Here is a 471-nt window from a genome sequence, read left to right as displayed (position 1 = left end):
TTAGATAAGCTGCAATACCGACAACGATGCTTGGAACGGTTATCGGGGTGAGAATCGCCATCGTAACAATGCTACGTGCTCGAAGAACGGTGCGGTTGAGCCGCGAGCATGCCGACGATAGTTGATAAGAAGGCAATCGCAACAATCGGCTCAAGCAGGCCTTTTTCGCTCCCGATGATGACAGAGCCCTGAGTGATCGGAGCGACGTCAACAGCAACGGTCTTTGAGTTCACCATGAGCTCAAGCTGCGCGAAGGTGATTTGGTCCGTGATCGGGGTTACCTTGATTCCCTCTTTTCTTCGAACGGTTTACGAAGGCCTCGATGTATGCCTTCGCGACGTCGCCACCGTAGACGGGGACGCGTAGCTCATCCGTATACGCCGCCAGCGCACCACCGGCTGTGGAATTCATCGCACCCGCCGAGATGGCGGAGGAGCCCGCCCGCAGGATATGTCTGCGGTTCATCAAAGG

At 56.1% G+C, this 471-nt stretch carries 1 pseudogene; it reads right to left on the bottom strand.

Going from position 1 to position 471, the window contains the following annotated elements:
* Positions 1-240 precede the first annotated feature (240 nt).
* A pseudogene (locus tag AC0L2O_RS36380) lies at positions 241-471 on the bottom strand (hypothetical protein); the annotation flags it as partial.

It is taken from the genome of Bradyrhizobium sp. Kon10 (assembly GCF_055807395.1).
This window is presented reverse-complemented; position numbering and strand designations above follow the sequence as displayed.